This window comes from Streptomyces sp. NPDC058257 (genome assembly GCF_042881845.1).
Lineage (GTDB): Bacteria > Actinomycetota > Actinomycetes > Streptomycetales > Streptomycetaceae > Streptomyces.
The window spans coordinates 98,830-121,678 of record NZ_JBHVXJ010000013.1 but is presented as its reverse complement, the minus strand read 5'-3'; the positions used below and the strand labels follow the sequence as shown (position 1 = coordinate 121,678).

General features: G+C 70.0%; 25 protein-coding genes and 1 pseudogene. 7 read left to right on the top strand and 19 right to left on the bottom strand.

Annotation, left to right across the window (positions count from 1 at the left end):
* Window positions 1–9: 9 nt before the first annotated feature.
* Both ACFVXC_RS28040 and ACFVXC_RS28035 read right to left on the bottom strand, forming a co-directional pair.
* Window positions 10–654 carry a GntR family transcriptional regulator gene (locus ACFVXC_RS28040; RefSeq protein ID WP_389910312.1) on the bottom strand — a complete coding sequence of 215 codons (645 nt, stop codon included), beginning with the start codon at window positions 652–654 and terminating at the stop codon, window positions 10–12.
* 165 nt (window positions 655–819) lie between these two features.
* Window positions 820–2,268: an alkaline phosphatase PhoX gene (locus ACFVXC_RS28035; RefSeq protein WP_389910310.1), complete on the bottom strand. Its 1,449-nt coding sequence runs from the start codon at window positions 2,266–2,268 to the stop codon at window positions 820–822.
* Window positions 2,269–2,412: 144 nt separating this feature from the next.
* Here ACFVXC_RS28035 and ACFVXC_RS28030 point away from each other — a divergent pair, with 144 nt between their 5' ends.
* From ACFVXC_RS28030 to ACFVXC_RS28015, 4 genes are all read left to right on the top strand, one after another.
* On the top strand, window positions 2,413–3,189 hold the full coding sequence (locus ACFVXC_RS28030) for an SDR family NAD(P)-dependent oxidoreductase (RefSeq protein ID WP_389910308.1): 777 nt from the start codon (window positions 2,413–2,415) through the stop codon (window positions 3,187–3,189).
* A gap of 170 nt (window positions 3,190–3,359) precedes the next feature.
* Window positions 3,360–3,587 (top strand): hypothetical protein, encoded by a 228-nt coding sequence (locus ACFVXC_RS28025; RefSeq protein ID WP_389910305.1) that lies wholly within the window; start codon window positions 3,360–3,362, stop codon window positions 3,585–3,587.
* Between the two features lie 64 nt (window positions 3,588–3,651).
* Window positions 3,652–4,806, top strand: coding sequence for a hypothetical protein (locus ACFVXC_RS28020; protein ID WP_389910302.1), 1,155 nt, complete (start codon window positions 3,652–3,654; stop codon window positions 4,804–4,806).
* A 28-nt stretch (window positions 4,807–4,834) separates the two neighbouring features.
* The gene (locus ACFVXC_RS28015; protein ID WP_389910299.1) at window positions 4,835–5,281 is read left to right on the top strand and encodes a hypothetical protein; all 447 of its coding nucleotides are present in this window, start codon (window positions 4,835–4,837) and stop codon (window positions 5,279–5,281) included.
* Window positions 5,282–5,362: 81 nt separating this feature from the next.
* Here the strand turns inward: ACFVXC_RS28015 and ACFVXC_RS28010 are convergent, their stop codons facing one another.
* Window positions 5,363–6,823 (bottom strand): hypothetical protein, encoded by a 1,461-nt coding sequence (locus ACFVXC_RS28010; RefSeq protein WP_389910296.1) that lies wholly within the window; start codon window positions 6,821–6,823, stop codon window positions 5,363–5,365.
* A gap of 286 nt (window positions 6,824–7,109) precedes the next feature.
* Here ACFVXC_RS28010 and ACFVXC_RS28005 point away from each other — a divergent pair, with 286 nt between their 5' ends.
* Complete coding sequence (locus ACFVXC_RS28005) at window positions 7,110–8,978, top strand: endonuclease/exonuclease/phosphatase family protein (RefSeq protein ID WP_389910293.1); 1,869 nt, start codon at window positions 7,110–7,112, stop codon at window positions 8,976–8,978.
* 24 nt (window positions 8,979–9,002) lie between these two features.
* Here ACFVXC_RS28005 and ACFVXC_RS28000 read toward each other — a convergent pair whose 3' ends face one another.
* The 3 genes from ACFVXC_RS28000 to ACFVXC_RS27990 all read right to left on the bottom strand — a co-directional run bounded on the left by ACFVXC_RS28000 (window position 9,003) and on the right by ACFVXC_RS27990 (window position 10,712).
* Window positions 9,003–9,740 (bottom strand): SRPBCC domain-containing protein, encoded by a 738-nt coding sequence (locus ACFVXC_RS28000; protein ID WP_389910290.1) that lies wholly within the window; start codon window positions 9,738–9,740, stop codon window positions 9,003–9,005.
* Window positions 9,741–9,870: 130 nt separating this feature from the next.
* Entirely contained in the window at window positions 9,871–10,539 is a 669-nt protein-coding gene (locus ACFVXC_RS27995) for a hypothetical protein (RefSeq protein WP_389910287.1), read from the bottom strand.
* Window positions 10,536–10,712, bottom strand: coding sequence for a hypothetical protein (locus ACFVXC_RS27990; protein ID WP_389910285.1), 177 nt, complete (start codon window positions 10,710–10,712; stop codon window positions 10,536–10,538). Before ACFVXC_RS27990 ends, ACFVXC_RS27995 begins: the two co-directional genes overlap by 4 nt.
* A gap of 220 nt (window positions 10,713–10,932) precedes the next feature.
* Between ACFVXC_RS27990 and dapA the strand changes: the two genes are divergently transcribed.
* The gene (gene dapA / locus ACFVXC_RS27985) at window positions 10,933–11,898 is read left to right on the top strand and encodes a 4-hydroxy-tetrahydrodipicolinate synthase (RefSeq protein WP_389910283.1); all 966 of its coding nucleotides are present in this window, start codon (window positions 10,933–10,935) and stop codon (window positions 11,896–11,898) included.
* On the opposite strand, the pseudogene ACFVXC_RS27980 reads toward dapA, so the two are convergent.
* The 5 genes and pseudogenes from ACFVXC_RS27980 to ACFVXC_RS27960 form a co-directional block, all read right to left on the bottom strand.
* A pseudogene (locus ACFVXC_RS27980) lies at window positions 11,890–12,049 on the bottom strand (SigE family RNA polymerase sigma factor); the annotation flags it as partial. The gene dapA and the pseudogene ACFVXC_RS27980 sit on opposite strands and share 9 nt — an antisense overlap.
* 86 nt (window positions 12,050–12,135) lie before the next feature.
* A complete protein-coding gene (locus ACFVXC_RS27975; RefSeq protein WP_389910282.1) occupies window positions 12,136–12,744 on the bottom strand; it encodes a hypothetical protein in 609 nt (202 codons plus the stop codon).
* A gap of 120 nt (window positions 12,745–12,864) precedes the next feature.
* The gene (gene dapD, locus ACFVXC_RS27970; RefSeq protein WP_389910281.1) at window positions 12,865–13,854 is read right to left on the bottom strand and encodes a 2,3,4,5-tetrahydropyridine-2,6-dicarboxylate N-succinyltransferase; all 990 of its coding nucleotides are present in this window, start codon (window positions 13,852–13,854) and stop codon (window positions 12,865–12,867) included.
* A gap of 133 nt (window positions 13,855–13,987) precedes the next feature.
* The gene (locus ACFVXC_RS27965; protein WP_389910279.1) at window positions 13,988–14,533 is read right to left on the bottom strand and encodes a TetR/AcrR family transcriptional regulator; all 546 of its coding nucleotides are present in this window, start codon (window positions 14,531–14,533) and stop codon (window positions 13,988–13,990) included.
* Window positions 14,533–14,853, bottom strand: coding sequence for a DMT family transporter (locus ACFVXC_RS27960; protein WP_383277776.1), 321 nt, complete (start codon window positions 14,851–14,853; stop codon window positions 14,533–14,535). The genes ACFVXC_RS27965 and ACFVXC_RS27960 overlap by 1 nt, the downstream gene beginning before the upstream one ends.
* A gap of 136 nt (window positions 14,854–14,989) precedes the next feature.
* On the opposite strand from ACFVXC_RS27960, the gene ACFVXC_RS27955 reads away from it, so the two are divergent.
* Complete coding sequence (locus ACFVXC_RS27955; protein WP_389910278.1) at window positions 14,990–16,105, top strand: hypothetical protein; 1,116 nt, start codon at window positions 14,990–14,992, stop codon at window positions 16,103–16,105.
* 56 nt (window positions 16,106–16,161) lie between these two features.
* On the opposite strand, the gene ACFVXC_RS27950 is transcribed toward ACFVXC_RS27955, so the two are convergent.
* From ACFVXC_RS27950 to ACFVXC_RS27915, 8 genes are all read right to left on the bottom strand, one after another.
* Window positions 16,162–16,497 carry a metal-sulfur cluster assembly factor gene (locus tag ACFVXC_RS27950; RefSeq protein WP_160504340.1) on the bottom strand — a complete coding sequence of 112 codons (336 nt, stop codon included), beginning with the start codon at window positions 16,495–16,497 and terminating at the stop codon, window positions 16,162–16,164.
* Window positions 16,494–16,964 (bottom strand): Fe-S cluster assembly sulfur transfer protein SufU, encoded by a 471-nt coding sequence (sufU, locus tag ACFVXC_RS27945; protein WP_160504341.1) that lies wholly within the window; start codon window positions 16,962–16,964, stop codon window positions 16,494–16,496. The genes ACFVXC_RS27950 and sufU overlap by 4 nt, the downstream gene beginning before the upstream one ends.
* A 16-nt stretch (window positions 16,965–16,980) precedes the next feature.
* Window positions 16,981–18,249, bottom strand: a complete 1,269-nt coding sequence (locus ACFVXC_RS27940) for a cysteine desulfurase (protein ID WP_389910274.1) — start codon at window positions 18,247–18,249, stop codon at window positions 16,981–16,983.
* Window positions 18,246–19,010, bottom strand: coding sequence for a Fe-S cluster assembly ATPase SufC (gene sufC / locus ACFVXC_RS27935; RefSeq protein WP_389910273.1), 765 nt, complete (start codon window positions 19,008–19,010; stop codon window positions 18,246–18,248). The genes ACFVXC_RS27940 and sufC overlap by 4 nt, the downstream gene beginning before the upstream one ends.
* A 5-nt stretch (window positions 19,011–19,015) precedes the next feature.
* Window positions 19,016–19,333, bottom strand: a complete 318-nt coding sequence (locus ACFVXC_RS27930; RefSeq protein WP_389910270.1) for a bifunctional 3-phenylpropionate/cinnamic acid dioxygenase ferredoxin subunit — start codon at window positions 19,331–19,333, stop codon at window positions 19,016–19,018.
* Window positions 19,330–20,511, bottom strand: a complete 1,182-nt coding sequence (sufD, locus tag ACFVXC_RS27925) for a Fe-S cluster assembly protein SufD (protein ID WP_389910267.1) — start codon at window positions 20,509–20,511, stop codon at window positions 19,330–19,332. Before sufD ends, ACFVXC_RS27930 begins: the two co-directional genes overlap by 4 nt.
* Window positions 20,512–20,573: 62 nt before the next feature.
* Entirely contained in the window at window positions 20,574–21,995 is a 1,422-nt protein-coding gene (gene sufB, locus ACFVXC_RS27920) for a Fe-S cluster assembly protein SufB (protein ID WP_389910264.1), read from the bottom strand.
* Complete coding sequence (locus ACFVXC_RS27915; protein ID WP_389910261.1) at window positions 21,992–22,723, bottom strand: helix-turn-helix transcriptional regulator; 732 nt, start codon at window positions 22,721–22,723, stop codon at window positions 21,992–21,994. The genes sufB and ACFVXC_RS27915 overlap by 4 nt, the downstream gene beginning before the upstream one ends.
* Window positions 22,724–22,849: the final 126 nt, after the last annotated feature.

Sequence of the window (22,849 nt, the reverse complement as noted above, 5' to 3'; positions counted from 1 at the left end):
GGTGCGCGTTCAGGGGTGTGCGAGCTCTTCCAGGGCGCGCCAGATCTCGGTGGTGACGGCCGCCGCCGCGTCCGGGTCGCCGTCCGCGCACGCGTCGATGAGCCGCTCGTGCAGTGCGGCGGAGCCGCAGGCCAGGCCCTCGCCGAAGCGCTGTCTCTCCAGGCGACGGATGAGGGGGGTGTAGCGGCTGATGGTGGCCGCCGCCGCGCTGTTGCCGCAGGCCGCGACGAGGACGCCGTGCAGGTCGTCGTCGGCCCGCAGGGCGCCCTCCACGTCGCCGGACGCGACGGCCGCCGCGAACCGGCGGTTGGCCTCGCGCATCGCGTAGAGGTGCGCGGGCTCAAGGCGGGGTACCGCGCTGCGGGCGGTGAGCTCGTGCATGGCGCGCACCACGGCCGCCGCGTCCCTGACATCGGCCGCGTCGAGCGGCGTCACACGGGTGTGGCTCTGCGGTTTGGTCTCCAGGAGGCCCTCGTCCACGAGTCGCGAGAACGCCTCGCGGACGGGCGCGCGGGAGAGTCCGAGCGACGCGGCGAGGTCGGCGTCCCGCACGACGCTGCCCGGCGGGATGTCCCCGCCGACGATCGCGTCACGGATCGATGCGTACGCCTGGTCCCGCAGGAGGGTGCGGCGCACCGGTTGCATGGCTCCCATGGACTGAAATGTTAGATACCAATTTCCGCCCCGGGCAAGGGGCTTGAGCGAACGGAATACGGCGGGAAGGGTCGCGGAGAGGCATACACGGCGGACCCTGCCCCTCCGCGCGCCGTCACCCCCTCCCCGGCGGCGTGGATCTTCGCAGGAAGCAGCCGCCGGACATCAGTGACGCCGGCGCCGCCACGGGCCGGTGATCGCCAGCATGATGCCGGGGGTCTGGATATTGGCGTAGAGCGTCTTGCCGTCGGGGGAGAACGTGACGCCGGTGAACTCGCTGTAGGAGGGTTTCCCGGGTGTGCCGGCGTTGAGTTCGTTGCGTGCGATCGGGTATGTACGGCCGCGCTCGGTCGCCCCGAAGAGGTGCTGCACGCCCTCGCCGTCCTCGGCTATGACGAGGCCGCCGTACGGAGAGACGGTGATGTTGTCGGGGCCGTCGAAGGCGCCGTCCTCGGCGGGGTCGGGGTTGACGCCCAGAAGCACCTTCAGGGTGAGGGTGCGGCGCGAGGGGTGGTAGAACCACACCTGCCCGTCGTGCTGGACGGGGCTCTCCTCGCGGGCGAACGAGGCGACGATGTAGACGCCGCCGTCACCCCACCACATGCCTTCGAGCTTGCGGGCGCGCGTGATGTCACCGTCGCCGAACTGCGCCCGCACCGGGACCGTACGGGCGTCGCGGTCCGGGACCTCGACCCAGTCCACGCCGTAGACGGTCCCGGTCCTGGTGGCGCGGGAGAGGTCGTCCACGAAACGGCCGCCGGAGTCGTAGCACTTGGGCGCCTTCAGGACGCCCGCGTCGTCGGAGAGGGTGCGCAGCTTGCCGCGGCCGTGCTTGAAGCCGTGCGGCGGGGTCCAGCGGTAGAGCAGGCCGTTGGGCCCGGACGCGTCCTCGGTGAGGTAGAGGTGGCCGCGCTTGGGGTCGACGACGACGGCCTCGTGGGCGTAGCGGCCGAGCGCCTTGACGGGCTTGGGGGCGCGGTTGGCGCGCGGGTCGTGCGGGTCGACCTCGAAGACGTAGCCGTGGTCCTTGGTCATGCCGTTCTGACCGGCCCGGTCCTCGGTCTCCTCGCAGGTCAGCCAGGTGCTCCACGGGGTGCTGCCGCCCGCGCAGTTGGTGGCGGTGCCCGCGATGCCGACCCACTCGGCGACGTGTCCGTCGCGGCGGACCTCGACGACGGTGCAGCCGCCGGAGGCGGCCGGATCGTAGACGAGGCCATCGGTGAGCGGGACCGGGTGCGGCCACTTGGAGCGGGCGCCGCCCAGCTCGTGGTTGTTGACGAGCAGGGTCGCGCCGCGCGGCCCCTCGAAGGCGGCCGTGCCGTCGTGGTTGGACGGCGTGAACTCGCCGCTCTCCAGCTTCGTCTTTCCGCTGTGGGTGAGCACCCGGTACGAGAATCCGGCGGGCAGCGCGAGCAGGCCGTCCGGGTCGGGGACGAGGGGTCCGTAGCCGGGGTCGCCGCCGAGCGCGTCGGCCCCGTCATCGCCGCCCGCCGTCGTCTCGTCGGCCGCGAGCGCGCCGGGCGCGGTGGCGAGCGCGCCGACGCTGCCGACCAGCGCCACCCCCGCACCGGTGATCGCGGAGCGTCTGGCGAAGTCCCTGCGGGTGAGCGGCATGATGTCTCCTGGGGCGCGTACGAGCGGGCTACGGGCTGACTGTGTACGTGCTGGGCATTTCCGGCCGGGCTGCTGTCGGCCTCACGTTCCCGCTCACGTATAAACGGCGGTTGAACGCCGTCCGACATCAAGGGGCCTCCTTCCATGAACCTGCAAGCCACCGGCCGCCGTGTACTGATCAGCGGAGCCTCCCGGGGCCTGGGGAGAGCCCTCGCGCAGGCCTTCGCGGAGAACGGCGACCGCGTGGCGGTGCACTACGGCTCACGTGAGGACGACGCGCGCGCGACGCTCTGTTCGCTCAAGGGCGAGGGCCATGTCCTGGTGGGCGGGGACCTGTCGGACCCGGCGGGGGCCGCGGACGTCGCGGAGCGGGCCGCCTCGGCGGCCGGCGGCCTCGGCGGTCTGGACGTCCTGGTCAACAACGCCGCCGTGAACCTGCCGCACCCCCTCGCCGACACGTCGTACGAGGACTGGGCGGCGCTCTGGCAGCGGCACGTATCGGTGAATCTCCTGGCCACGGCGAATCTCAGCCACCTGGCGGCCCGCCGGATGATCGACCAGGGCGCGGGTGGCCGGATCGTGAACATCGGCTCGCGCGGGGCGTTCCGCGGGGAGCCCGACCACCCGGCGTACGGGGCGACCAAGGCGGCCGTCCACGCGCTCGGCCAGTCCCTGGCGGTGTCGCTCGCGCCGTACGGGATCGCCGTGGCGTCGGTGGCGCCCGGGTTCTTCGCGACCGAGCGGGTCGCGCACCGCCTGAGCGGGGACGAGGGCGCGGCGATCCGCGCGCAGAGCCCGTTCGGGCGTGCGGGCACGGCGGACGAGATCGCAGCGGCGGTGCTGTGGCTGGCCTCGCCGGTCGCGGAGTGGGCCTCGGGCACGGTCCTGGACCTCAACGGCGCTTCACATCTGCGCACATGAGTCACAGGCATCCGCGCACATGAGTCGCAGGTGGGAAGAGACTTCGTAAACAAGGTCAACAGGCGCGGATCACCCGTAAAGCCAAGATTTAGTGCAGAACGCCTTGACCCGCCCTCCACACGGCAATAGACATCCCCTACCTGCATCACCCGTAGGGGGAGGCGAGCCGCGTGGATGCGTCGCAGGCACGCAGCCGCCATGAGGACCGGCTGATGAAGCTGGCCAATGTCACCGGCGTCGGTATCGGCAGGGACGAGAACTCGGGGGCGGACGTGATCGTCGTGTTCGTCACCCGCAAAGTGCCCCGCGACCGGCTCCGGGACGAAGACGTGGTTCCGGAAGTGCTCGAAGACGTCCCCGTGCGCGTCCTCGCCATCGGCGAGCCCACGGCGCAGTAGGACGACCTGCTCAAGCGGACCGGAACTCCACCCTTCAACCAAGGGGAAGAGGTGGTCTGGCGTGGTGAGCCAGCCCGAATTGATGCGAGGACCCACCGGCGGTCAGCTCAGTGACAGCTCGCGCCAGCAGGCGACCGGGGACTTCATGGGCCCCCAGACGTCGCTGGCCAACGTCGTCGGCTTCGGCCACGGCGTGAAGTGGATCGGCGGAGAGCCCACCGGCGAACCCGCGGTCATCGTGTTCGTGACCCAGAAGGTCCCGGAGTCCATGCTCCCGGAGCGGGACGTCATCCCGTCCCAGATGGACGACGGCACCCCCACCGATGTCGTCGCCGTCGGCCACGTCGCCGCACAGCGGCAGCAGCGCAGGACGAGCCGCGCCGACGACCGCTCGGTGACGTACGGCCCCGACGGCGGTGTGAGCGACCAGCTCGCGGGCCATTCGCAGCCCATGCTGGAAGAGTTCAGCGGACCCGGCGCGTTCGAGCCGCAGCTCCTCAAGCGGCGGATGCGCCCGTGCCCCGCCGGCTTCTCGGTCGGCAACGTACGCGTGACGGCCGGCACGCTCGGCAGCGTGGTCTACGACTTCCTGCCCGGCGCCTCCGTCGACCCGCCGGGCCCCGGCCTCGGCACACCGGCGAAGTTCTACATCCTGTCCAACAACCACGTGCTCGCCGACTCCAACCGAGCGCAGCTGGGCAGCCCGATCGTGCAGCCTGGTGTCTTCGACGGCGGTCAGGACCCGGCCGACCGCATCGCGACCCTGGAGCGCTTCATCACGATCCAGTTCGCGCCGCAGATTCCGCTGGAGCGCCACAACAACGTCGTCGACGCGGCGCTCGGCACCGTGGACTTCCAGGACGCGACCCGTGAGACGTACTTCAGCGGTGCGCCGCGCGCCTGGCGCCGCAAGGCGAATGTCGCGGTCGGCGACCTGGTGAAGAAGACCGGCCGCACGACCAACATCTCCTTCGGCCGGATCATCGCCGTCGACGCGACCATCGACGTCAACTACGGCACCGCGGGCACGGCCCGCTTCAAGGACCAGATCCTCACGACGAACATCTCGGCGGGCGGCGACTCGGGGTCCCTGGTGACCTCGCTCGACAACGTCGCGCTCGGCCTGCTGTTCGCGGGTTCCTCGACCGTCACCGTGCTCAACCACTTCGAGAACGTCCGCGCGCTGCTGCGGGTCGAGGTCTCCGAACAGCTGGCCTGACCGGTCGCACCACGAGAGGAGGGCATCCATGACCACTCAGGCACGCAAGCAGAAGGGCCAGGCCCGCGGGGAGCACCGCTTCCACAATCCGCAGGGCGCCGAGGTCAAGACGCGCGACGAGGCGTTCGCCGCGCCCCAGGACGTGTCCGCGGAGGCGGTCGCCACCACCTCCGAGCTGGAGCTGTACAACGGCGCCATCACGTTCGCGATGGAGGTGAAGTTCAACCCGAACACCTACCCGCACGTGGTGGTGGGCGGGCAGATCACCTCCGGCATCTGCGGCGCTCCGTGGGACATCACGGGCGGCTTCATCGGCGACACCATCCGCCTGGACGCCAAGCGCACGGGCCAGGGTTCCTGCGCCAGCACGATCACGATCGTCGGCGAGTTCCAGAACCCTCCGGCGTACCGGGGAACGTACGGGTTCGACGGCGCGACGTCGTCGTTCAAGCACACGACGCTGTACAAGTGCTGAGCTGAACCGCAGAGGCGCAGAAGCGGAGAACCGGCCGGGGCGGAAGGTCCGTCCCGGCCGGTTCCCGGCAGCACATGGGCGTCAAACGCCTTGCTGCGAGCGCGCCTTGAAGGCCGCCTTCCGGGCTTCCTTGGCCACCTTCTTGTCGGGGTGCAGCCGCCCCATCGCCTCAAGGACGTCCGCGGTGGCGGGGTGCTCGACACGCCAGGCCGCGGCGAAGAACCCGCTGTGCTGCTCGGAGAGCCCCTCCACGAGACCCTGCAGCTCGTCCGAGTTGCCCTCGGCGGCGAGCTGGGCCGCGATCGTGTCGATGGTCAGCCAGAAGACAAGGGCCTCGGAGGGCGCGGGCACGTCGGCCGCCCCGTGCTCGGCCAGCCACACCCGGGCGAGCCCACCGAGCTCGGCGTCGTCGAGCACCTCCCTCAGGGCGGGCTCCGCGGTCCGGCCCACCAGCGAGAGCGCCTGCTGGCACCGGAGCCGCCGCAGGGGCGCCCCCTCGTCCCCGCCCCGCGCGGCGGACAGGAGCTCCCGCGCCGCCTCCAGCGGTTCGTGCCCGGCGAGCCACTGCTCGATCTCGGCCTGCGCGGCGGCCTGCGGGAAGCCCGCCGTGCCTTCGAGCAGCCCGTCGGCACCCTTGCCCGCGAGATCACCGACCGCCGGAGCGTCCACGCCCGCCTCCAGCATCCGCGCCCGGATGCCGTACACACCGAGGGGCGTGAGGCGGACCATCCCGTACCGCGTGACGTCCTCGTCGTCGTCCGGCAGCGGTGCTTCGGCCTCGTCGATGTCCGCCATGAGGGCCTCGTCGACCGGCTGGTACTCGACGAGGCCCAGCGGCTCGAAGAGCCGGAACTGGTCGTCGAGCTTCATCATCGCGTCCGACACCTGCTCCAGGATGTCGTCCGTCGGCTCCCCCATGTCGTCGGGCACGATCATCGACGCGGCGAGCGCCGGCAGCGGCACCGGGCCCTCGCTCGCCCCGGCGTCCCCGGCGGTGAGCAGGTACAGATTGCCGAGCACGCCGTCAAGGAAGTCCGCCTCCGCCTGCGGGTCCCAGCCGAGCTCCTCGAAGTCGATCTCGCCGTTCTCCTCCAGGACGTCGAGGAGGTTGTCCATGTCGGGCACGGTCGCGTCCCCGTACACGGTGTCCAGGGCGCCGAGCCAGACTCCGAGGATGTCCTGCGGGCTGCCGGACGTGAGCGCGGCGAGGTCCTCACCCGCGGTCACCGTGCCCGGCGCGTCCTCGCCCTCCGCCTCGTCGGCGTCCGTGACGTCGACCAGGCCCGTGTCGACGGCCACGCGCCAGGCCTCGCTCGCATACGCGACGGAGTCCGGGTCGTCCGCTTCCAGGCCCAGCTCCGCGACGGCGGCCGGCAGCTGCTCCTCGACGAGCTCGCCGCCCGCCCCGACCCGCGTGTCGGGTCCGGCCCAGCGGGCGAGCCGCGCGGCGCGGGAGAGCAGCGGCGTGGCGAGCGCGGCCCGCGCGAGTTCCGCTTCGGAGTGCAGCAGCACCGGCGGCAGGGTGGCGGGACTTACGGACATCGGCTGGTTCTCCTCCGAAGGATGGGGTCTCCCCTGCCCGAGCAAAGTCACGAGCCTGGGGAAGGGGGCGCTGGGCTGAAGCCTAGACGGATTTGGCCCCATGCCGCCCGGTTCATGTCCCTGTCAGAAGACATACACGGTGAGAACACCCGCCGAACCTTGACAACTCCCCTGGCCACGCAAGAGATTGACGCGCGTAGAGCGCCGGTCATCCGCCGGTCCGCCCCGCCCGCTCCCCACGTGCTCACCCCTCATATACGCACTCACCCTCATCCGGAGTCCCTCCATGCCGTACATATCCCGTGCCACCCGGCCCACCGTGAGATCCGCCGCCGTCTCCACCGTCGTGGCCACCGCCCTCGCGGCCGGTCTCCTCGCCGCGGGCTCCTCGTCCGCGTCCGCCGCCGACGTGCGCGTCCACGACATCCAGGGCACCACCCGCCTCTCGCCCCTCGCGGGCCGGCAGGTCACGGACGTGACGGGCATCGTGACCGGCGTCCGCTCGTACGGCTCGAAGGGCTTCTGGATCCAGGACCCGAAGGGCGACGGCGACCCCGCGACCAGCGAGGGCGTCTTCGTCTACACCGGCTCCGCCGCCCCGGCCGTGCGGGCCGGTGACGCGGTCCTCGTCTCGGGGACGGTCAGCGAGTACGTTCCGGGCGGCGAGGCGTCCGGCAACCAGTCCCTGACCCAGCTCACGAAGCCGACGGTGACGGTCGAGTCGTCCGGCAACGCGCTGCCCGCGCCCGTCACGGTGGACGCCGAGTCGGTGCCCTCCGCGTACGCCCCCGCCGGCGACCCCGCCAACGGCGGCAGCATCGACGCGCTCCCCCTCAAGCCCCGCTCGTACGCCCTGGACCTCTACGAGTCCCTTGAGGGCATGAACGTACGCGTCGGCACCTCGCGCGTGGTCGGTGCCACGGATCCCTACTCGGAGCTGTGGATCACCGTGAAGCCGCACGAGAACCCGAACCGGCGCGGCGGCACGGTGTACAAGTCCTACGCCGACCAGAACACCGGGCGCCTCCAGATCCAGCAGCTCACTCCGCTCTCCGAGCAGCCCTTCCCGAAGGCGAACGTCGGTGACGCGCTGTCCGGCGGCGCCGAAGGACCGCTGGACTTCAACCAGTTCGGCGGCTATACGCTGGTCGCGCGGACGCTCGGCACGGTCACGGACGAGGGCCTGGAGCCCGAGAAGACGCGGCGGCAGGCCAAGAGTGAGCTCGCTGTGGCGACGTACAACGTGGAGAACCTCGACCCCACTGATCCGCAGACGAAGTTCGACGCACTCGCGGGGGCCGTCGTCTCGAATCTCGCCTCGCCCGACATCCTCGCCCTGGAGGAGATCCAGGACGACAACGGCGCGAAGAACGACGGGACCGTCTCGGCGGAGGCGACCCTGAAGAAGTTCACGGACGCGATCGTCGCCGCGGGCGGTCCGCGGTACGCGTGGCGGTCCATCGACCCGCAGAACAACAAGGACGGCGGGGAACCGGGCGGGAACATCCGCCAGGTGTTCCTCTTCAACCCCGAGCGGGTCTCCTTCACGGACCGCGGCCACGGGGACGCGACGACGGGCACGAGTGCCGTACGTTCCTCCGGCGGGCGCGCGGCACTGACCCTCTCCCCCGGTCGCGTCGACCCCACGAACACCGCGTGGGCGGACAGCCGCAAGCCGCTGGCCGGTGAGTTCGGCTTCCGCGGGCGGAGCGTGATCGTGGTCGCCAACCACTTCGGGTCGAAGGGCGGCGACGAGAGTCTCGTGTCGCGGCATCAGCCCCCGGTGCGGTCGTCGGAGGAGAAGCGGGTGCGGCAGGCGCAGGCGGTGAACTCCTTCGTGCGGGACGTCCGCAAGGTGCAGAAGAACGCGGACGTGGTGGTCGTGGGGGACGTGAACGACTTCGAGTTCTCGGCGACGACTGCCGCTCTCGAGGCCAAAGGCGCGCTGAAGTCCGCCGTCAAGTCCCTGCCCCGGTCGGAGCGTTACTCGTACGTCTACCAGGGGAACACCCAGGTCCTCGACCAGATTCTGACCAGCCCCGGGGTGGGTCGCGCGGGTAAGGGCGGCTTCTCGTACGACAGCGTGCACATCAACGCCGAGTTCGCGGAGCAGAACAGCGACCATGATCCGCAGGTACTGCGGTTCCGGCCGTAGCGTTCCCTCGTTACGCGTGGGACTTCACGTGTAGAGCCTGAGCAGCCAGTCCCGCCAGGCGAGTTCGGTGCCCTTGGCGTCCGCCTGCGGGGCGAAGTCGTGGATGCTGACGCACACGGGGGCACCGAAGTGGTTGCGGCCGAGGAAGCGGTAGAGCGCGGTGTCCGTGCGCAGGCCTATGAAGCGCCGGCTGCGGAAGTCGATCATCGCGTCGAGAGGTTCGCCGGGGGCGTCCACGCGTACGCGGGCGCCCTCGGACGCGTCGTCGGGGAGGCCCAGGCGGCGGCCCAGTCTGGCGAAGGCGTCCGGGGCGGTGGAGGGGGCGGGCCCTTCGAGGGTGGTGAAGGTGACGGCGAGACCCCGGAAGTACGTCAGGTACTGGCACAGGGTGTGCAGATAGAAGTCGGTGTGCTTGCTGACTCCGTCGTACTGGTTGTCCCAGTCGCCGGTGAGGACGCCGCTGTGTACGTAGCGGATCCAGGAGCGGCGGCCTCCGTCGCGGGGTTCGACGGCGAGGTCGAGCTGATTGCGGATGTGGCCCGGCGGGAGGCCTTCGGGGTTCTCGACGCGGCCGGTGAGGCGGTGGGGTGGTTCCCAGCGGGTGACGGTGCCGCCGAAGGGGGCGGCGCCGCCTTCGCGGGGTTCGAACTCCATGGGCCACAGCCAGCCGCCCGTGCCGGTGGTGAGCGCCTCCCAGACCTCGGCAGGAGAGGCATCGACCTCGAACTCCCGCTCGATCTCAAACTCCTTGCCGGTGGCCATGGCGACTCCTTAGGGGGTGCTGTGCTGCGCCGTGCTGTGCGGTGCGCAGGGTGCGCGGCACGACGGATTCGGGCCAGCCCTCCACGGTTTCGAGCCAGCCCTCCAAGCATCCCCGGAGGAACAGCCTCCGTCAGCTGCTCTGCTCCCCCGCAAGTCGGGCCAACTCGCCCTGGAACAGATCGAGTCGCGCCTGCAGCAGCGCCGCCTCGGCGACCAGCTCCGGCACCCCCATGGCCTCGGCAGGAGACCCCGGCACGGAATCGGGGTGTGCCGCGGTGACCGTGAGCCCCTCACCCGCGAGGCGGGCGAACTCCGTGAGCCGCAGCGGCATACGCCTGCCTACGCAGAAACCGCACACCCCCTCGACCACGCGCCACCCCGGCCCGCCCCACCCGGCGTCCGCGAGGACGGAGGCCCGCGCGCCGCATCCGCACGGCCGCACCGTCACCGTTCGCACCCGCTGCCGCGCGTACCGGAAGCCACGTTCGAAGCGGATGTACGCGCCGAGCACCGTCACTTCGAGGAGCGCGGCCCCGCGGTGCTCGCCGGTGCACAGGAGAGCCTGAGCCGCGCGGCGCTCGTGGACGCAGTGGAAGCCGCAGTCGCAGCGGCGGTGCGGGGCCGCGTGCCGTCGCCCGTAGACGCAGCCGGCCGCGTCGAGCGCGCCGTAGGGCAGGGCGGCACCCAGGGAGACGCCGGTGAACCCGGCCCGAACCCCGTCCTGGGACAGGACCAAGCGGGCGATCTTGTATCCGGTCGGCGGCTCCTTCGGGCGTTCCGCGGGGAGCCGCAGCCTCATCGGACTGCCGGGACCTCGGCCGTCGGCTGCTCGGCCGACGACTGCTCGGCGGGCGCCGCCCGTTCGGGCTCCGGCTCCGCGTGTTGCCGCCGCTGCTCAAGATCTTGTCGCCCCGGCCGGTCCTGCGGAGCTTCCTCGGCGATCCCGGTGGCGAGTGCTTTGCCCAGCCTCATGACGCCTCCTGTGAACCGGCCGCCGCGACGCGGCCACCCGTCGAATACCGTCCACCCATGGTGGCGCATACGGGGGCGGGTTGGCACTGAAATCCGGCCTGCTCCAGCGGCCCGCCCCGACCCGCTCCGACCCGCCCACCGTCACCTCGTAGCGTTCCTGTCGCATATCTCGTAGCAGATTTAAGTGGAGCTTCAGCGTCGGCGAACCGACACTGCCTCTATGACCTCCCCCATCACGCCTGCCGCCGCCTCTCCCTCCTCCCCCTCCCCGGCGCCTGCCCCTCTCGGCCGCGCTCTCTGCGCGATGGTCACGCCCTTCACGGACGACGGCCTGCTCGACCTCGACGGCGCCCAGTTGCTCGCCGAGCACCTGGTGACCGAAGGCTGCGACGGGATCGTGCTCTCCGGCACCACCGGCGAGTCGCCCACCACGTCCGACGACGAGAAGGCCGCGCTCGTACGGGCGGTCGCCGAGGCGGTGGGCGACCGGGCCACGATCGTCGCGGGCGTCGGCAGCTTCGCGACGCGGCACACCGTCGAGATGGCGCTACAGGCCGAAAAGGCGGGCGCGGACGCCCTGTTGGTGGTCACGCCCTACTACAGCAAGCCGCCGCAGGACGCCGTCGAGGCGCACTTCATCGAGGTCGCCGAGGCGTCGGGGCTCCCGATCGCGCTGTACGACATCCCGGGGCGCACTGGGACCCGCATCGAGCCCACGACGATGACGCGGCTCGCGGAGCATCCGCGGATCGTCGCCGTGAAGGACTGCGCGTACGACCTGATGGGCACTCAGAAGGTGCTGTCCCAGACGGATTTGGCGTACTACACGGGCTGCGACGAACTCATCCTGGCGCTGTACGCGGTGGGTGGCGTCGGATACATCAGCACCGTGTCCAACGTCGTGCCGCGTCACCTCCGCTCGATCATCGACGCGTTCGACGCGGGCGACACGGCCCAGGCGCGGCGACTTCAGCGGCAGGCCATCGCTCTCATCGAGTTGATGATGAGCTCGGGCCTCCCGGGCACAGTCACCACCAAGGCGCTGCTCGGCGCGCTCGGCCTGCCCGGCGGCCCCGTCCGCGCACCGCTGCGCCCCGCCGGCCGCGCGGCGACCGACGGGCTGCTTGCCGCGTACGAGGCGCTGCGGCAGGCGCAGCCGGTGTCAGCCCCCGGCGAACACGGGTGACCAGCGGCCCACGGTCTTGACCAGCGCGTTCTGCGGCCGGTCCTCGGCCGCGCGCCGGTCCCGCCGCTGAGCAGGACGGCGGTCTTCAGCAGCGCCGACGTCCGGCTGCCCACGAAGTCCCGGAAGCTCTCCTGAGCCCCTGGGCATCCATCGTCACCTTCGCTCCCTGGCGGGTCTGGTGCCCCCCCCACGCAGGTAGACGGTCCGTGGTGCCCCCGCTATGCCCGTCTCCGGGATTCAGCTCGTGGCGGGGAAGCCCGCGGCCTTGGTCCACAGGAGCTTGTCGGCGCCCCGGCTGAACGTGACCGTCTTTCCCCCGGTGGCGACGGCGATCTTCTCCCAGCCGTCGAAGTTCTTCGTGAGGTGCGTGGCCCACTTCGTCAGCGGGCCGGTGGCGACCGCGGCGACCGACTCGGTCGGCGGCTCACCGTCCGCGCAGTACACGCCGAAGTCCCCGAAGGCGGCGACGGTGCCGTCCTTGGCCTTGAGCGTGATCCCCTGGCAGGCGTCGGTCTTGGTCTTGTGGACGAGGGCCGACTTCGACCACCCCTCGGCCTTGGGGCTGTAGTCCTGCACGAGGAGCCCCTTGCCCTTCATGTAGTGCATGGCCACGCGACGCCCGTCGGCGAGCTTGACCTGCGCGTTGAACGGGCTCGGGCTGCCGCTCCAGTGGATGTCGCTCTTCTCCAGCGGATAGCGGTGGTCGCCTGTGGAGGTCCGGCTCACCTGCTGCGCCGCCCCGCCGCCGATGTCCTGGCTCCGCCCGGCGCTCTCACCGCACGCGGCGACAAGACCGAGTGCCGCCACTCCACTCAGGGCCAGGGCCCGGATACCCGCTCGCTGCATGTCGCTCTCCCGTCGTCCCACGCGGCACACGCACGTGTGGCAGGGCAGCATACGCACGGCACGACGCGAAGAGCGCACTCCGGGGGGGCCGGAGGGCGCTCTTCGGTGTGGTGGCGGTGCTCAGTTGTGGCTGTGCAGCACGTCGTTCAGGCCGCCCCACACCGCGTTGTTCGGGCGGGCCTCGACGGCGCCGGTGACCGAGTTGCGGCGGAAGAGGATGTTCGAGGCGCCGGAGAGCTCGCGGGCCTTGACGATCTGTCCGTCGGGCATGGTCACCCGGGTCCCCGCGGTGACGTAGAGACCGGCCTCGACGACGCACTCGTCGCCGAGCGCGATGCCCACGCCCGCCTCGGCGCCGATGAGGCAGCGCTCGCCGATGACGATGCGGACGTTGCCGCCGCCGGAGAGGGTGCCCATCGTGGAGGCGCCGCCGCCGATGTCGGAGCCGTCACCGACGACGACACCCGCGGAGATGCGGCCCTCGACCATGGAGGTGCCGAGCGTGCCCGCGTTGAAGTTCACGAAGCCCTCGTGCATCACGGTCGTGCCCGCGGCGAGGTGCGCGCCGAGCCGTACGCGGTCGGCGTCAGCGATGCGGACGCCCTTCGGCGCGACGTAGTCCGTCATGCGCGGGAACTTGTCGATGGAGGTCACGGAGAGGTGCAGGCCCTCGGCGCGGGCGTTGAGCCGGACCTTCTCGACGTCGTCGACGGCGACCGGGCCGAGCGAGGTCCAGGCGATGTTGGCGAGGAAGGCGAACTGGCCGTCGAGGTTCACGCCGTGCGGCTTGACCAGGCGGTGCGAGAGCAGGTGCAGCCGCAGGTAGACGTCGTGGGCGTCGATCGGCTTCTCGTCGAGGGACGCGATGACCGTACGTACGGCGACGATCTCCACGCCACGGCGGGCGTCCGGGCCGATGGCCTTGGCCGCGCCGTCGCCGAGCAGCTGCACGGCGCGCTCGGCGGTGAGCCGCTCGGTGCCCGCGGGGCCCGCTTCGGCGACGAGCTCGGGCGCGGGGAACCAGGTGTCGAGAACGGTGCCGTCGGCGGTGACGGTGGCGAGGCCTGCGGCGACGGCGCCGGTGGTGCGGGAAGCGTTCGTGTCGGTCATGGGGAAAACCTAACCGGCGGCGCGGCGCGCGGGCGAACCGGTCTCAGGGACCGGGCCCCGGCGCGGCGGTCCGTCGGGGGTCTGTCGGGGGCCCGTCGACAGCCCGTCGAGAGCCGCAGAGACATCGGCCTTGTCATCGACTCGACGGAACAAGCCTGCTGAACGCCTCGCGGGCGTACGCCTCGTCGTACCGCGCGTCCGTGAGCAGCACTTCCAGGCAGATCCCGTCCATGAGCGCGACGAGCGCCCGCGCGGTGACGGGATCGGTGCGCTGCTCAAGGACCTCGCCGAGCCCCACGCCGCACTCTGCGGCGACGGGCTTCAGGGCGGGCCTGCGCAGAGCGGCCAGATAGAGCTCGTACTCCAGCTCGACGGCCGTGCGGTCCCCGCCGAGCCAGTCCCCGAGCAGCGCGGCTAGCTCACCGGCGAGATCGGCGCGCGGATCCTCCAGCGCGCCCCTCCCCGCGACGACCTTGGCGAACCCCTCGTTAGCCTGCCGGAGCGCCGCCACCATCAGCTCGTCGAGTGTCTTGAAGTGGTAGGTGGTCGACCCGAGCGGCACATCGGCCTCGGCGGCGACGGACCGGTGGCTGAGCCCCTTGATCCCCTTCTCCCCGACCACCCGGATCGCCGCGTCGATGATCCGCTGACGCCGCTCGGGGTCGTACCGGCGAACCATCAGTGGGCACCTCCCAGATTGAGCACGATGACGCCCGCGATCACGAGGACGACCCCGGAGATCTTAACGAGGCTGGCGGACTCCCCCATGAACAGCATCCCGATGGCGGCGACGGCAGCGGTTCCGATGCCCGCCCAGATCGCGTAGGCGGTCCCCATCGACAGCGTCTTCAGCGTCTGCGCGAGCAGTGTGAAGGCGATCAGATACCCGGCGACCGTGATCAGCGAGGGCCAGAGCCTGCTGAACCCTTCGCTGTACTTCATGGCCGTCGTCCCGGCCACCTCCGCCAGGATCGCCCCGGCCAGCAGTCCATATCCCATGCGTACGAGTGTACACAACGTTGCGTACGGTCGTACATAACGACGCTGATCAAACCGGATAGGGTGACGCGATCGCTGTGGGGGGCCACAGAGGGCGCACGCGGGACACCGCACGGAACTACGGAGCACAAGAGCGATGTCAGACACGTCGGGGTGGGGACCACAAGCGCCTTATGGCGGGCCGCAGGGACCGCGGGGACCCTATGACGGGCCACCGCCCGGCTGGGGCTGGAACGGCGGCTGGGCGCCGCCGCCCCCGCCGCCCAAGCCCGGCGTCATACCCCTCGCCCCACTGGGCGTCGACCACGTCCTCGGCGGCACGTTCGCCACGATGCGGCGGTACGCGAAGCCGCTGTTCGGCACCGCGGCCGCGGCGTACGGTCTGCTCGCCGCGGTCGTGATCGCGGCGGCCGTCCTCGCCTACGTCAGTGTGCGTGAGCACTTCCAGGCGCTGTCCGAGACGGACGCGACGTTCTCCTGGGGCCACGGAAGGCCGCTGCTCATCGCGTTCGGCGCGGTGTGGCTGGTGGGCCTGCTGGCCACCCTCGCGGTCAACTCGTTCATCCAGGCCTCGTGCGCGGCCACGCTGCACGAGGCGGTGCTCGGCCGCCCGGCGACGTTCGCGGCGGTCTGGCGCAGGGCGTGGTCCCGGACGCCGTCCGTGATGGGCGTGACCCTGCTGCTCGCCTTCATCCTGCTACTGCCGATGGCCGCGTGCGTGCTGCTCTTCGTCTCCTTCTTCGTCACGGTCATGACCCAGTCGGCCGCCCCCTTCGGCCTGGTCTTCCTGCTGCTCCTGGTCGTGACCCCGCTGGCTGCCTGGCTGTACGTCCTGTTCGCCTTCGCCCCCGCGGTCGCGGCCCTGGAGACAGCGGGCCCGCTCGCAGCGCTGCGCCGCTCCGCACGCCTGGTCCGCGGCGCCTGGTGGCGCACGTTCGGCATCTCACTGCTCGCCGGGATCATCGTGGTCGTCGTGTCCCTCGCGGTCCGTCTGCCCCTGCAGTTCGCCACGCCGGCCCCGCCCCGGGTGGACCCGGGCACCTCCGCGTCCACGGTCATGCTCGACCAGCTGCGCTCCCAGTTCGGCCTGTACGCCCTGTTCGGCCTGGTCGGCTCGTTCGTCACGCAACTGGCCGCCAGCGTGTTCCTGCCCTTGGTGACCGCCGTGCTCTACATCGACCAGCGCATCCGCAAGGAGGACCTGGCGCGGACGCTGACGGAGGCCTCGTCGGTCCAGGAGCCTGCCCCGTAAAACAGTTCGGCCCCCCGCGCGGTGAGCGCGGGGGGGCCGAACTGTTGTCATACGCCTCAGACGTTGAACCCGAGCGCGCGAAGCTGCTCGCGGCCGTCGTCCGTGATCTTGTCCGGGCCCCACGGCGGCATCCAGACCCAGTTGATCCGGAGCTCGTTGACGATGCCGTCGGTGGCGGACTTCGCCTGGTCCTCGATGACGTCCGTCAGCGGGCAGGCCGCCGAGGTGAGCGTCATGTCGATCGTCGCGATGTTCGCGTCGTCGACGTGGATGCCGTAGATCAGGCCGAGGTTGACGACGTCGATGCCCAGCTCGGGGTCGACCACGTCGTACAGCGCCTCACGGACCTCTTCTTCCGAGGCCGGTTTGGTCAGGGTCTCGTTCTCGCTCATGCGGTCTTCCTCTCAGCGACGTCGTCGGTACCGAGTGCCTGCGCCGTCGCGTCCTTCCACGCCATCCAGCTCAGCAGAGCACACTTCACACGCGCCGGGTACTTCGAGACCCCGGCGAACGCGACGGCGTCCTCCAGGACCTCCTCCATCGCGTCGTCCGGCTCCAGCTTGCCCTTGGACTGCATCAGCTCCAGGAACACCTCCTGGACCTTCTGCGCCTCGGCGAGCTCCTTGCCGACCAGGAGATCGTTCAGGACGGACGCGCTGGCCTGGCTGATGGAGCAGCCCTGGCCCTCGTACGACACGTCGGCGATCGTCGACCCGTCGTACTTCACGCGCAGCGTGATCTCGTCGCCGCACGTCGGGTTGACGTGATGCACCTCGGCGTCACCGTCGCGCAGACCGCGCCCGTGAGGGTGTTTGTAGTGGTCCAGGATGACTTCCTGGTACATCGAATCAAGCTTCACGATCCCAGCCAGCCCCTCAGCCGAAGAAGTTCCGTACGTGCTCCAGGCCGTCTATCAGCGCGTCGATCTCGCCGGGCGTGGAGTACAGATAGAACGACGCTCGCGTGGTCGCAGGAATTCCGTAACGGAGGCAGACGGGGCGGGCGCAGTGGTGACCCACGCGGACCGCGATGCCTTCCTCGTCCAGGACCTGGCCCACGTCGTGCGGGTGGATGTCGCCGAGCGTGAAGGAGATCGCGGCGCCGCGGTCCTCGGCCGATGCCGGGCCGATGATCCGGAGGTCTGGGACCTCAAGGAGGCGCTTGACCGCGTACTCGGTGATCGCGTGCTCATGAGCGGCGATCTTGTCCATGCCGATCGCGGAGAGGTAGTCCACTGCCGCGCCGAGGCCGACGGCCTGGGAGACCGGGGGCGTGCCCGCCTCGAACTTGTGCGGCGCGGGAGCGTACGTCGACGAGTTCATCGAAACCGTCTCGATCATCTCGCCACCGCCGAGGAACGGCGGCAGGTCCTCAAGCAGCTCCTGCCGTCCCCACAGGACGCCGATGCCCGTCGTGGCCAGCATCTTGTGGCCGGTGAAGGCCACGAAGTCGGCCTGCAGCGCCTGCACGTCGAGCACCATGTGCGGGGCGGCCTGCGAGGCGTCGATGCAGACCAGCGCGCCGACCTCCTGCGCACGGCGGATGATCGCCTCGACGGGGTTGTGCGTGCCCAGGATGTTCGAGACCAGGACGAAGGAGACGATCTTCGTCTTCTCCGTGATGATCTCGTCGATGTTGGACAGGTCGAGCCGGCCGTCGTCCGTGAGGCCGAACCACTTCAGCTTCGCGCCCGTGCGCTGCGAGAGCAGCTGCCACGGCACGATGTTGGAGTGGTGCTCCATCTCCGTGATGACGATCTCGGTCTCGTGGTCCACGCGGTAGGGCTCGTCGGCCCAACCGAGCATGTTGGCCACGAGGTTGAGCGACTCCGAGGCGTTCTTGGTGAAGATCACCTCGTCGCGGCTCGGCGCGTTGATGAACGCGGCGACCTTGTCACGGGCGCCCTCGTACAGCGCCGTGGCCTCCTCGGCGAGGACGTGCACGCCGCGGTGGACGTTGGCGTTGTGCTTCTCGTAGTACTCGTTGAGTACGTCGAGCACCTGGCGCGGCGTCTGCGAGGTCGCCGCGTTGTCCAGGTAGACGAGCTTCTTGCCGTCGTGGATCCTGCGATCCAGGATCGGGAAGTCCTTGCGGATCGCCTCGGTGTCGAGGAGGCCGGAGAGCCCCTGGTGGGCCACTGTCACGCTGATGCGCCGCCCTTCGTGTAAGCCTCGTAGCCCTCGGCCTCCAGCTTGTCGGCGAGCTCGGCGCCGCCGGACTCGGCGATGCGGCCGTTCGCGAAGACGTGCACGAAGTCAGGCTTGATGTAGCGCAGGATGCGCGTGTAGTGCGTGATCAGCAGGGTGCCGACCTCGCCGGACTCACGGACGCGGTTGACGCCGTCCGAGACCTGGCGCAGGGCGTCGACGTCCAGGCCGGAGTCCGTCTCGTCGAGGATCGCGATCTTCGGCTTGAGGAGCTCCATCTGCAGGATCTCGTGGCGCTTCTTCTCACCGCCGGAGAAGCCCTCGTTCACGTTGCGCTCGGCGAAGGCCGGGTCCATCTGGAGCGTCTCCATCGCGCCCTTGACCTCCTTCACCCAGGTGCGCAGCTTGGGGGCCTCGCCGCGGATCGCCGTCGCCGACGTACGCAGGAAGTTGGAGACCGAGACGCCGGGGACCTCGACCGGGTACTGCATGGCCAGGAACATGCCGGCGCGGGCGCGCTCGTCGACGGACATCTCAAGGACGTCCTCGCCGTCGAGCGTGACGGTGCCCTTGGTGATCGTGTACTTGGGGTGACCCGCGATGGAGTAGGCGAGCGTCGACTTGCCGGAGCCGTTCGGGCCCATGATGGCGTGCGTCTCGCCCTGCTTCACGGTCAGGTCGACACCCTTGAGGATTTCCTTGGTGCCGTTCTCGACCTCGACGGTGACGTGCAGGTCGCGGATTTCAAGCGTTGCCATGTGCCTCAGGACTCCTGGGTGAGGGAGACGAGCACATCGTCCCCTTCGATCTTTACGGGGTATACGGGGACGGGGCGCGTCGCGGGGAGGCCGGACGGCTTGCCGGTGCGGAGGTCGAAGGCGGAGCCGTGCAGCCAGCATTCGATCTGACAGTCCTCCACCTCTCCCTCGGAGAGGGAGACGTTCGCGTGCGAGCAGATGTCGTTGATCGCGAACACCTCGCCCTCGGTGTGGACGACCGAGACCGGCGTGCCGTCGAGTTCCACCCGCTTGGGGGTGTCCTCCGCCAGCTCGCTCAGGCCACAGGCGCGTACGAATGTCATGCGGCCGACGCCTCCAGCTCCTCTTCGATCTTGGCGAGGAGGCGCTCTTCGATGTCGGGCAGGCCGATCTGCTGGATCAGCTCGGCGAAGAACCCGCGGACGACGAGGCGGCGCGCCTCGTCCTGCGGGATGCCGCGCGACTGGAGGTAGAAGAGCTGCTCGTCGTCGAAGCGGCCGGTCGCCGAGGCGTGGCCCGCTCCGACGATCTCGCCGGTCTCGATCTCGAGGTTCGGCACGGAGTCGACACGGGCACCGTCGGTCAGAACCAGGTTGCGGTTCATCTCGTACGTGTCGGTGCCCTCGGCGGCGGCCTCGATGAGGACGTCGCCGATCCACACCGCGTGGGCGTCGTCGCCCTGGAGCGCGCCCTTGTAGACGACGTTCGACTTGCAGTGCGGCTGGTTGTGGTCGACCAGGAGGCGGTGCTCCTGGTGCTGGCCCGCGTCGGTGACGTACAGACCGAAGAACTCGGCCTCGCCGCCCGTGCCCGCGTACGTGACGCGCGGGTGGAGACGGACGAGGTCGCCGCCGAAGGTCACGACGACCGACTTGAGGGTGGCGTCCCGGCCGACGAGGGCGTTGTGCTGCGCGACGTGGACGGCCGTGTCGTCCCAGTCCTGGACGGAGACGACGGTGAGCTTGGCGCCGTCGCCCAGGAGGTAGTCGACGTTGGCGGCGAGCACGGCGTCACCGGTGTGGTCGATGACGACGAGGGCCTCGGCGAACGCGCCCACCTCGATGACCTGGTGCGCGAAGGCGGTGCCGCCCTCGCCGTGCACGGCGATGCGGATCGGGTCGGTCAGGACCGTCTCCTTGGGGACGGTGACGACCGAGGCCTTCTCGAAGGACGAGTACGCCTGCGCGGCGACACGGTCGACGGGCTTGCCCGCCTTGCCCACGCGCGGGTCGTCACGGCCGACGGTCTCCTGGGTCACGCCCGCCGGGGCGCTCACCTCGACGCGGACGCCGCCGGTGGCGACCGCCGTGCCGTCGTGCAGCCCGCGCAGACGCTCCAGCGGCGTGAACCGCCACTCCTCCTCGCGACCGTGCGGGACCGGGAAGTCCGCGACGTCGAAGGACGGGGGAGCGCTCATGCGGGTGGCGACGGTCGACTCGGCGGCCACCGCGATCGATCCGGCGGTGGTGGAGCCCACCGGGATGTTCTGAGCCTCAGCCATGGCTGTCGTCGTGCTCTCTCTCTGGGTAAAGAAGTCGGTCGCTGCGGGGACGGTCGGCGGAATTAACCGACCGAGCCCTCCATCTGCAGCTCGATCAGCCGGTTCAGCTCCAGGGCGTACTCCATGGGCAGTTCCTTGGCGATCGGCTCGACGAAGCCGCGGACGATCATCGCCATGGCCTCGAACTCCGTCAGACCGCGGCTCATCAGGTAGAAGAGCTGGTCGTCGGAGACCTTGGAGACGGTCGCCTCGTGGCCCATGGACACGTCGTCCTCGCGCACGTCCACGTAGGGGTACGTGTCCGAGCGGGAGATCGTGTCGACGAGCAGCGCGTCACACAGGACGTTCGACTTCGATCCGGCCGCGCCCTCGCCGATCTCGACGAGACCGCGGTAGGAGGTGCGGCCACCGCCGCGCGCCACGGACTTCGAGACGATGTTGGAGGACGTGTTGGGCGCCATGTGGACCATCTTGGAACCGGCGTCCTGGTGCTGGCCCTCGCCCGCGAAGGCGATGGAGAGCGTCTCGCCCTTGGCGTGCTCGCCCATGAGGTAGACGGCGGGGTACTTCATCGTCACCTTGGAGCCGATGTTGCCGTCGATCCACTCCATGGTCGCGCCCTCGTACGCCACGGCGCGCTTGGTGACCAGGTTGTAGACGTTGTTCGACCAGTTCTGGATCGTCGTGTAGCGGCAGCGGCCGCCCTTCTTCACGATGATCTCGACGACCGCGGAGTGCAGGGAGTCCGACTTGTAGATCGGCGCCGTGCAGCCCTCGACGTAGTGAACGTAGGCGTCCTCGTCGACGATGATCAGGGTGCGCTCGAACTGGCCCATGTTCTCCGTGTTGATACGGAAGTAGGCCTGGAGCGGGATCTCGACGTGCACGCCCTTGGGGACGTAGATGAACGAGCCGCCGGACCACACGGCGGTGTTCAGCGACGCGAACTTGTTGTCACCGACGGGGATGACGGTCCCGAAGTACTCCCTGAAGAGCTCAGGGTGCTCCTTCAGCGCCGTGTCGGTGTCCATGAAGATGACGCCCTGCTCCTCCAGGTCCTCACGGATCTGGTGGTAGACGACCTCGGACTCGTACTGGGCCGCGACACCGGCGACGAGGCGCTGCTTCTCCGCCTCGGGGATGCCGAGCTTGTCGTACGTGCTCTTGATGTCCTCGGGCAGGTCCTCCCAGGACTGTGCCTGCTTCTCCGTGGACCGCACGAAGTACTTGATGTTGTCGAAGTCGATGCCCGACAGGTCCGAGCCCCAGTTGGGCATGGGCTTCTTGCCGAAGAGCCGCAGGCCCTTGAGGCGCAGCTTCGTCATCCACTCGGGCTCGGACTTCTTCGCCGAGATGTCCTTGACGACGTCCTCGTTGATGCCGCGCTTGGCGGACGCCCCGGCCACGTCGGAGTCGGCCCAGCCGTATTCGTACGTGCCCAGACCATCGAGTTCGGGGTGGGCAGTCTCCGTGGGGAGCGTCATGCGGGGTTCCTCCCGGCCGTGCTTGCGGATGCTTTGTCAGTGGTCTGTGAAGACTGTGGGGCGTTGCGGGGAATGAACGTCGTGCAGACGCCGTCGCCGTGGGCGATGGTGGCGAGCCGCTGGACGTGCGTCCCCAGGAGGGCGGAGAAGATCTCCGTCTCCGCCTCGCAAAGTTGTGGGTACTGCTCGGCGACGTGGGCGACCGGGCAGTGGTGCTGGCACAGCTGCTCGCCTACGGGCGCCGTGCGGGCCGTAGCAGCGTACCCGTCGGCGGTCAATGCCTTCGCGAGTGCCTCCGCGCGCTGCTCGGGGGGCGCCGCGTCGACCGCCTCGCGGTAGGCCACCGCCTGGGCGGCCATCCGCTCACGGGCGAATTCGACCACCGCTCCTTCGCCGTGCCGCTCGCTGATCCAGCGCAGGGCGTCGGCGGCGAGCTTGTCGTACGACTGATCGAAGGCGTCCCGGCCGCAGTCGGTGAGCGCGAAGACCTTGGCGGGGCGACCGCGCGTACGGGCGCCGTAGACCCGCTGCTCACGGGGCTCGACGACGTTCTCATGGGCGAGTGTGTCGAGGTGCCTGCGCACGGCGGCCTGGGTGAGGCCGAGGCGCTTGGCGAGATCGGCGACGGTGGACGGGCCGTGGTCCAGGACGGAGCGCGCGACCCGGTTGCGCGTCGAGCGCTCCCCGGTCGCGAGTTCCTCCTGCGGAGCCTCGCCAACGTTTTTCACAACGCCATTGTTGCGTAATTCCTCAGAGACTGACAACCCGCGTCCGGATCAAGACCCGGTGCGCTACATCACTTAGGCATACCTAAGCTGACCTGCGGAAATGATCACTGATCGATCAAATCGGTG

Bases quoted from the DNA above. Each gene is read 5' to 3' on its own strand.
- ACFVXC_RS28040 (WP_389910312.1), bottom strand. From the start codon at position 654: ATGGGAGCCATGCAACCGGTGCGCCGCACCCTCCTGCGGGACCAGGCG.
- ACFVXC_RS28035 (WP_389910310.1), bottom strand. From the start codon at position 2,268: ATGCCGCTCACCCGCAGGGACTTCGCCAGACGCTCCGCGATCACCGGT.
- ACFVXC_RS28030 (WP_389910308.1), top strand. From the start codon at position 2,413: ATGAACCTGCAAGCCACCGGCCGCCGTGTACTGATCAGCGGAGCCTCC.
- ACFVXC_RS28015 (WP_389910299.1), top strand. From the start codon at position 4,835: ATGACCACTCAGGCACGCAAGCAGAAGGGCCAGGCCCGCGGGGAGCAC.
- ACFVXC_RS28010 (WP_389910296.1), bottom strand. From the start codon at position 6,823: ATGTCCGTAAGTCCCGCCACCCTGCCGCCGGTGCTGCTGCACTCCGAA.
- ACFVXC_RS28005 (WP_389910293.1), top strand. From the start codon at position 7,110: ATGCCGTACATATCCCGTGCCACCCGGCCCACCGTGAGATCCGCCGCC.
- ACFVXC_RS28000 (WP_389910290.1), bottom strand. From the start codon at position 9,740: ATGGCCACCGGCAAGGAGTTTGAGATCGAGCGGGAGTTCGAGGTCGAT.
- ACFVXC_RS27995 (WP_389910287.1), bottom strand. From the start codon at position 10,539: ATGAGGCTGCGGCTCCCCGCGGAACGCCCGAAGGAGCCGCCGACCGGA.
- ACFVXC_RS27990 (WP_389910285.1), bottom strand. From the start codon at position 10,712: ATGAGGCTGGGCAAAGCACTCGCCACCGGGATCGCCGAGGAAGCTCCG.
- dapA (WP_389910283.1), top strand. From the start codon at position 10,933: ATGACCTCCCCCATCACGCCTGCCGCCGCCTCTCCCTCCTCCCCCTCC.
- ACFVXC_RS27975 (WP_389910282.1), bottom strand. From the start codon at position 12,744: ATGCAGCGAGCGGGTATCCGGGCCCTGGCCCTGAGTGGAGTGGCGGCA.
- dapD (WP_389910281.1), bottom strand. From the start codon at position 13,854: ATGACCGACACGAACGCTTCCCGCACCACCGGCGCCGTCGCCGCAGGC.
- ACFVXC_RS27965 (WP_389910279.1), bottom strand. From the start codon at position 14,533: ATGGTTCGCCGGTACGACCCCGAGCGGCGTCAGCGGATCATCGACGCG.
- ACFVXC_RS27960 (WP_383277776.1), bottom strand. From the start codon at position 14,853: ATGGGATATGGACTGCTGGCCGGGGCGATCCTGGCGGAGGTGGCCGGG.
- ACFVXC_RS27955 (WP_389910278.1), top strand. From the start codon at position 14,990: ATGTCAGACACGTCGGGGTGGGGACCACAAGCGCCTTATGGCGGGCCG.
- ACFVXC_RS27950 (WP_160504340.1), bottom strand. From the start codon at position 16,497: ATGAGCGAGAACGAGACCCTGACCAAACCGGCCTCGGAAGAAGAGGTC.
- sufC (WP_389910273.1), bottom strand. From the start codon at position 19,010: ATGGCAACGCTTGAAATCCGCGACCTGCACGTCACCGTCGAGGTCGAG.
- ACFVXC_RS27930 (WP_389910270.1), bottom strand. From the start codon at position 19,333: ATGACATTCGTACGCGCCTGTGGCCTGAGCGAGCTGGCGGAGGACACC.
- sufD (WP_389910267.1), bottom strand. From the start codon at position 20,511: ATGGCTGAGGCTCAGAACATCCCGGTGGGCTCCACCACCGCCGGATCG.
- sufB (WP_389910264.1), bottom strand. From the start codon at position 21,995: ATGACGCTCCCCACGGAGACTGCCCACCCCGAACTCGATGGTCTGGGC.